Annotated in this window: 1 protein-coding gene; it reads left to right on the plus strand. The window is 77.3% G+C overall.

Going from position 1 to position 7,683, the window contains the following annotated elements; translation table 11 throughout:
* Positions 1–86: 86 nt before the first annotated feature.
* The coding region (locus C8054_RS25735; RefSeq protein ID WP_146179968.1) for a type I polyketide synthase at positions 87–7,683 on the plus strand (7,597 nt) is incomplete at its 3' end.

Below are 7,683 nucleotides of genomic sequence, written 5' to 3' on the forward strand. Positions count from 1 at the left end.
GGTGCCGGCGTACCCCCGTGTGCCGCACCGGCGGCTACCTCGGTGTTCGACGGAATCGATCGGCAGCAACTGCGGGCGGGTGGATCATGGCGGACGAAGAGAAGCTTCTCGAACACCTCAAGTGGGTGACCACCGAGCTCCGTCAGGCGCACCGGCGCCTGAAGGAGCTGGAGGAGCCCGAGCCGATCGCCGTGGTGGCCATGGCCTGCCGGTTCCCCGGCGGCGTGAGCTCCCCGGAACAGCTCTGGGACCTGGTCGCCGCCGGCACCGACGCGACCGGGCCGTTCCCCACCGACCGCGGCTGGGACCTGGCGGACCTGTACGACCCGGACCCGGACCACCAGGGCACCTCGTACAGCGACCGGGGCGGCTTCCTCACCGACGCCGGGCACTTCGACCCCACCCCGTTCGGCATCAGCCCGCGCGAGGCGCTCGCCATGGACCCGCAGCAGCGGCTGCTGCTGGAGACCACCTGGGAGGTGTTCGAACGGGCCGGCATCGACGCCGGCACGCTGCGCGGCAGCCGCACCGGCGTGTTCGTGGGCACCGCCGGGCAGGACTACGCGTCCGTGCTGCGCCGGCTGCCCGCCGGCGTCGAGGGGTACGTGTTGACCGGCACCGCCGCCAGCGTCATCTCCGGCCGCCTCGCCTACACGTTCGGCCTGGAAGGGCCGGCCGTCACCATCGACACCGCCTGCTCCTCGTCGCTCGTCGCGCTGCACCTGGCCGCGCAGGCGCTGCGCGACGGTGAGTGCACCCTGGCCGTCGCCGGTGGCGCCAGCGTGATGGCCACCCCGGGCGGCTTCGTCGAATTCTCCCGGCAACGCGGCCTGGCCGCCGACGGCCGGTGCAAGGCGTTCGCCGCCGCCGCCGACGGCACCGGCTGGGCCGAGGGCGCCGGCCTGGTGCTCGTCGAACGGCTCAGCGACGCCCGCCGGCTCGGTCACCCGGTGCTCGCCGTGATCCGTGGCAGCGCGGTCAACTCCGACGGCGCCAGCAGCGGGCTCACCGCCCCCAACGGCCCCGCCCAGCAGCGCGTCATCCGGGAGGCCCTGGACAACGCCGGGCTCACCCCGGCCGACGTCGACGTGGTCGAGGCGCACGGCACCGGCACCACGCTCGGCGACCCGATCGAGGCGCAGGCGCTGCTGGCCACGTACGGCCGGGATCGGCCCGCCGACCGGCCGCTGCGGCTCGGCTCGCTGAAGTCGAACCTCGGCCACACCCAGGCCGCCGCCGGCGTCGCCGGCGTGATGAAGATGGTGCTGGCGCTGCGCCACGGCCTGCTCCCCGCCACGCTGCACGCCGACGAGCCCACCCCGCACGTCGACTGGTCGGCCGGCGCGGTCGCGCTGCTCACCGAGCCCCGCCCCTGGCCGGCCGACCCGGAGCGGGTCCGCCGGGCCGCCGTCTCCTCGTTCGGCATGAGCGGCACCAACGCCCACCTGGTCGTCGAGGAGGCCCCGGCGGTCGAGCCGGCACCCGAGCCGACGGTCACCGTGGACCGGCCGGTCGTGCCGGTGCTGCTCTCCGCCGCCGACCCGGCCGCGCTCGCCGCGCAGGCCGGCCGCTGGGCGTCCCGGCTGGACGCCGACCCCGCGCCCCGGCCGGTGGACGTCGCGTACGCGTCGGTCACCACCCGGACCACGCTGGACCGGCGGGCCGTGCTCGCCGCCGCCGACCCGGACGGCCTGCGGGCCGCGCTGCGGGCCCTGGCCGCCGGTGAACCGGCCGGCGCGCTGGTCACCGGCGAGGCGACCGACCGCGGCCCCACCGCCATGCTCTTCTCCGGGCAGGGCGCGCAACGCGCCGGCATGGGCCGCGAGCTGTACGCGCAGTTCCCGGTGTTCGCCGCCGCGCTGGACGCGGTGTGCGCGCACCTGGACCGGGCGTTGCCCCGGCCGCTGAAAGAGGTGCTGTTCGCCGCCGAGGGCACGCCCGAGGCGACGCTGCTGGACGAGACCGCGTTCACCCAGGCCGGCCTGTTCGCGGTCGAGGTGGCGCTGTTCCGCCTCGTCGAGTCGTTCGGCGTCACCCCGGACCTGCTGGCCGGCCATTCGATCGGCGAGGTCACCGCCGCGCACCTGGCCGGGGTGCTGTCGCTGAAGGACGCCTGCCTGCTGGTGGCGGCCCGGGGCGCGCTGATGCAGGCGCTGCCCGCCGGCGGCGGCATGCTCGCCGTCGCCGCCACCGAGGAACAGGTCCGCGCCGACCTGGCCGGACACGCCGACCGGGTCGGGATCGCCGCGGTCAACGGCCCGTCGTCGGTGGTGGTCTCCGGCGCGGTCGACGCGCTGGACGAGCTGGCCGCGCGCTGGACCGGGGAGGGCGTCCGGGTGCGGCGGCTCGCCGTGTCGCACGCGTTCCACAGCCCGCTGATGACGCCGATGCTGGACCGTTTCCGCGCGGTGCTGACGCGGCTGGACTTCGCCGCCCCGACCGTGCCGGTGGTGTCCAACCTGACCGGCGCGCTCGCCGAGGGCGACGACCTGCGCACCCCCGACTACTGGGTGCGGCACGTCCGTGAGGCGGTCCGGTACGCCGACGGCGTGGCCGCGCTGCGCGCCGCCGGCGCGGACACCTTCCTGGAGATCGGCCCGCGCAGCGTGCTCACCGCGCTGACCGCCGAGGCGCTGCCCGAGGCCGACGGCGTGCTCACCGTCGCCGCCCAGCGCCGCGACCGGCCGGAGACCGAGGCGCTGCTCGCGGCGCTCGCCGAACTGCACGTGCACGGCGTGCCCGTCGACTGGACGCCCTGGTTCGCCGACACCGGCGCCCGCCCGGCCGACCTGCCCACGTACGCGTTCCAGCGGGAGCGGTTCTGGCCGGACGCGCCGGCCTGGCAGGCCGGGGACGTGTCCGGGGCCGGGCTCGGCGTGGCCGGGCACCCGCTGCTCGGCGCCGCCGTCCGGCTCGCCGGCGACGACGAGGTGGTGCTCACCGGGCGGCTGTCCGTGGCCACCCATCCGTGGCTGGCCGACCACGTGGTCGCCGGCGCGGTGGTGGTGCCCGGCACCGCGCTGCTGGAGCTGGTGGTGCGTGCCGGCGACGAGGCCGACGCCGGCCGGATCCGCGAGCTGACCGTGGCCACCCCGCTGACCCTGCCGGCCGCCGGCGCGGTCCGGGTGCAGGTGCGGGTCGGCGCCGCCGACGACACCGGCGCCCGACCGGTGACCGTGCACGCCCAGCCCGACGACGACCCGGACGCCGAGTGGGTGCGGCACGCCGAGGGCCTGCTGGAACCGGCCGCCGCCGGGGAGCCCACTGTCGGCGCGTGGCCGCCCGCCGGGGCGTCCGAGGTGGACGTCACCGACTGGTACGACGCGTTCGCCGCGCACGGCCTGGCGTACGGGCCGGTGTTCCGGGGCGTCCGTCGGGTCTTCTCCGGCCCGGACGAGGCGTACGCCGAGGTGACGCTCCCCGACGGGGCCGACCCGACCGGCTTCGGCGTGCACCCGGCGCTGCTCGACGCGGCGCTGCACCCGATCGGCCTGCTCGACGCCGGCACCGGCGACGGTCCCCGGGTCCCGTTCGCGTTCGAGGGCGTGCAGGTGCACGCCGCCGGCGCCCGGGTGCTGCGGGTGCGGCTGACCCGCGCCGGCTCGTCGGTGCGGCTGGTCGCGGTGGACGCCACCGGCGCGCCGGTGGTCTCGGTGGACGCGCTCACCCTGCGCGAGCTGGGCGGGTCCGCGCCGGTCACCGCCGCCGACCGGTCCCTGTACGCGCTGACCTGGCCGGTCGAGCCGGTCACCGCGCCGGCCACCGCGCCGGTGTGGGCGGCGCTGCGGACGACCGACGGCCCTACCGGGTCCGGTACGTCCGCGTCCGACAACGGTGACGTGGCCGAGTATCCGGACGTGGCGGCGCTCGTCGCCGCCGTGCCGGCCGGTGGCCCGGCCCCGGAGGCGGTGCTGCTGCGGCTGCCCGCCGGCCCGGCCGACGACCGGCCCGCCGACGACGGGTCCGCCGCCGGCCCGACCGACGACGCGGGCACGACGGCAGCCGCGGCCGGAGCCGGCACCGGCCTGCCGGACCGGGTCCGGTCCGTGACCACCGCCGTGCTGGCGACGCTCCAGGACTGGCTGGCCGCCGACGCGCTCGCCGACTCGCGTCTGGTGGTGCTCACCCGGGGCGCGGTCGCGGCCACCGACGACGACCGGATCACCGACCTGGCCGGCGCGGCGGTGTGGGGGCTGCTACGCTCGGCGCAGTCGGAGCACCCGGGCCGCATCGTGCTGGTCGACCTGGACCGCGAGCCGGACGCCGAGGCGCTGTCGGCGCTGGCCGGGGTGGTCACCGACCCGACGGCGACCGGTGGTCAGGTGGCGCTGCGCGGCGACGCGCTGCGCGTACCCCGGTTGGCGCGCCCGGCCGACGACGAGCTGAACCCGCCGGACGGCCGGTGGCATCTCGCGACGGTCGCGCCCGGCACGCTGGACGGCGTCGCGCCGGTGCCGGCGTCGGTCGCCGAGCCGGGCCCCGGCCAGGTCCGCATCGCGGTGCGGGCCACCGGCGTGAACTTCCGCGACGTGCTCGTCGCGCTCGGCATGTACCCGGATCCGGCCGCCCGGATGGGCAGCGAGGGCGCCGGCGTGGTCCTGGCCGTCGGCCCGGACGTCACCGACCTGACCCCCGGCGACCGGGTGCTGGGCATGTTCGAGCCCGGTTTCGGGCCGGAGGTCCTCGCCGCCCGCGAGCGGGTGGCCCGCATCCCGGCCGGCTGGACGTTCACCGAGGCGGCGTCCGTGCCGCTGGTGTTCCTGACCGCCTGGTACGCGTTGCGGGACCTGGCCGACCTGCGTGCCGGCGAGTCGGTGCTGATCCACTCCGGCGCCGGCGGCGTGGGCATGGCGGCGATCCAGATCGCCCACCACCTCGGCGCGACGGTGTACGCGACGGCGAGCTCCGGTAAGTGGGGGACCTTACGTGGCCTGGGTGTCGCGGACGAGCGGATCGCGTCGTCGCGGACCACCGAGTTCGAGCAGGCGTTCGCGGCGGCGTCCGGTGGCGCCGGGGTGGACGTGGTGCTGGACGCGCTCGCGGGTGAGTTCGTGGACGCGTCGTTGCGGTTGCTGCCGCGCGGCGGCCGGTTCGTGGAGATGGGCAAGACGGACCTGCGGGATCCGGCGGTGGTGGCGCGGGAGCATCCGGGCGTCGCCTACCGGTCGTTCGACCTGAACGACGCGGGCGGGGCGCGGATCGGCGAGATGCTGGCCGAGCTGCTGGCGCTGTTCGAGCGCGGTGCGCTGTCGCCGCTGCCGGTGCGGGCCTGGGACGTGCGGCAGGCGCGGGCCGCGTTGCGGCACCTCAGCCAGGCCCGGCACGTCGGCAAGGTGGTGCTCACCGTGCCCGCGCCGGTCGACCCGGACCGGGTCACGCTGGTGACCGGCGCGTCCGGCGCGCTCGCGGGCATCGTCGCCCGACACCTCGTCGCTTCCGGCCGGTCACGCAACCTGCTGCTGGCCGCCCGCCGTTCCCCGGCCGACGACCCGGCGTACGCGGCGCTCGTCGACGAGCTGACCGAGGCCGGTGCCACGGTCCGGGCCGTCCCGGTGGACCTCGGCGACCCGGCGCAGGTGACCGCGCTGCTGGCCGGTGTGGACCTCACCGCCGTCCACCACTGCGCGGGTCTGGTCGCCGACGCGACGATCGCGTCGCTGGACGCCGACGCCGTCGACCGGGTGTTGCGGCCCAAGGTGGACGCCGCCTGGGCGCTGCACCGGGCCACCGCCGGTCACGACCTGGCGGAGTTCGTGCTGTTCTCCTCGTTCGCGGCCACGCTCGGCTCGCCCGGGCAGGGCAACTACGCCGCCGCGAACGCGTTCCTCGACGCGCTCGCCACCCACCGCCACGCGACCGGACTGCCCGCCACCAGCATCGGCTGGGGCATGTGGGCCACCAGCAGCGCCATGACCGCCCACCTCGACCGGGACGACGCGCGTCGGCTGCGCCGCCTCGGCATGACCCCGCTCACCGCCACCGAGGGCGCAGCCCTGCTCGACGCCGCCACCCGCCGCGCCCGGCCCGCCGTCGCGGCGGCCCGGCTGCGACTCACCGGCGACGCCGACCGCTACCCGGCGATCCTGCGCGGGCTGGCCCGCACCGGCACCCGCCGCGCCGCCGCACAGGCCACCGGCGGCGGCCAGAGCGGCTGGGCCGAGCGGCTCGCCGGCCTGGCCCCGGACGAGGCGACCGCGTTGCTGATCGAGCTGGTCCGGGCGCAGGCCGCGGCGGTGCTCGGGCACGCGTCCGCGCAGGCGGTGCCCGGCACGCGGGCGTTCAAGGACCTCGGGTTCGACTCGTTGACGTCGGTGGAACTGCGCAACCGGCTCGCGTCGGCCACCGGGCTGCGGCTGCCCGCCACGCTGGTCTTCGACCACCCCACCCCGGAACGCGTCGCCGGCCTGCTGCACGGGCAGCTCGCCACCGCCGCGCCCGCCGCGCCGGCCACCCGTACCGCCGGGCCCGCCCGCGCCGACGAACCGCTCGCCATCATCGGCATGGCCTGCCGCTACCCGGGCGGCATCGCCACCCCCGAGCAGCTCTGGGACCTGGTCGCCGCCGGCGGGGACGCGATCGGTGGGTTCCCCGCCGACCGGGGCTGGGACCTCGACGCGCTGTACGACCCGGACGCCGAACGGGCCGGCACGTCCACCACCCGCCACGGCGGGTTCCTCGCCGACGCCGGCGACTTCGACCCGGCGTTCTTCGGCATCAGCCCGCGCGAGGCCCTCGCCATGGACCCGCAGCAGCGGCTGCTGCTGGAGACCGCGTGGGAGGCGTTCGAGTCCGCCGGCCTCGACCCGGCCACCCGCGCCGGCACCGCCACCGGCGTCTTCGTCGGCGCCGCCTCCTCCGGGTACGCCGCCGACGGCGCCGAAGGGCTCGAAGGTCACCTGCTCACCGGCACCGCCGGCAGCGTCGCCTCCGGCCGGCTCGCCTACACGTTCGGCCTGGAAGGGCCGGCCGTCACCGTCGACACCGCCTGCTCGTCGTCGCTGGTCGCCCTGCACCTCGCCGCGCAGGCGCTGCGCTCCGGCGAGTGCGACCTGGCGCTCGCCGGCGGCGTGGCGCTGATGGCCACGCCCGGCATGTTCTCCGAGTTCTCCCGGCAGGGCGGCCTCGCCCCGGACGGCCGGTGCAAGGCGTTCGCCGCCGGCGCGGACGGCACCGGCTGGGGCGAGGGCGTCGGCATCCTGCTGGTGCAGCGCCTCGCCGACGCGCGCCGCGACGGACGCCACGTCCTCGCCGTGGTACGCGGCACCGCCGTCAACTCCGACGGCGCGTCCAACGGCCTGACCGCGCCCAACGGCCCGTCGCAGCAACGCGTCATCCGCGCCGCGCTGGCCAACGCGCGGCTGTCCCCGGCCGACGTGGACGTGGTGGAGGCGCACGGCACCGGCACCACGCTCGGTGACCCGATCGAGGCGCAGGCGCTGCTGGCCACGTACGGGCAGGAGCGGGAGACGCCGCTGCTGCTCGGCTCGATCAAGTCGAACATCGGCCACACCCAGGCCGCCGCCGGCGTCGCCGGGATCATCAAGATGGTCCTCGCGATGCGGCACGGCGTGGTGCCGCCGACGCTGCACGCCGACCAGCCGTCCCCGCACGTCGACTGGACCGCCGGCGCGGTGACGCTGGCCACGACGGCGGCGCCCTGGCCGGCCGTCGACCGGCCCCGCC

It is taken from the genome of Micromonospora sp. RP3T, from assembly GCF_003027925.1.
In the GTDB taxonomy this organism is placed as follows: domain Bacteria; phylum Actinomycetota; class Actinomycetes; order Mycobacteriales; family Micromonosporaceae; genus Micromonospora.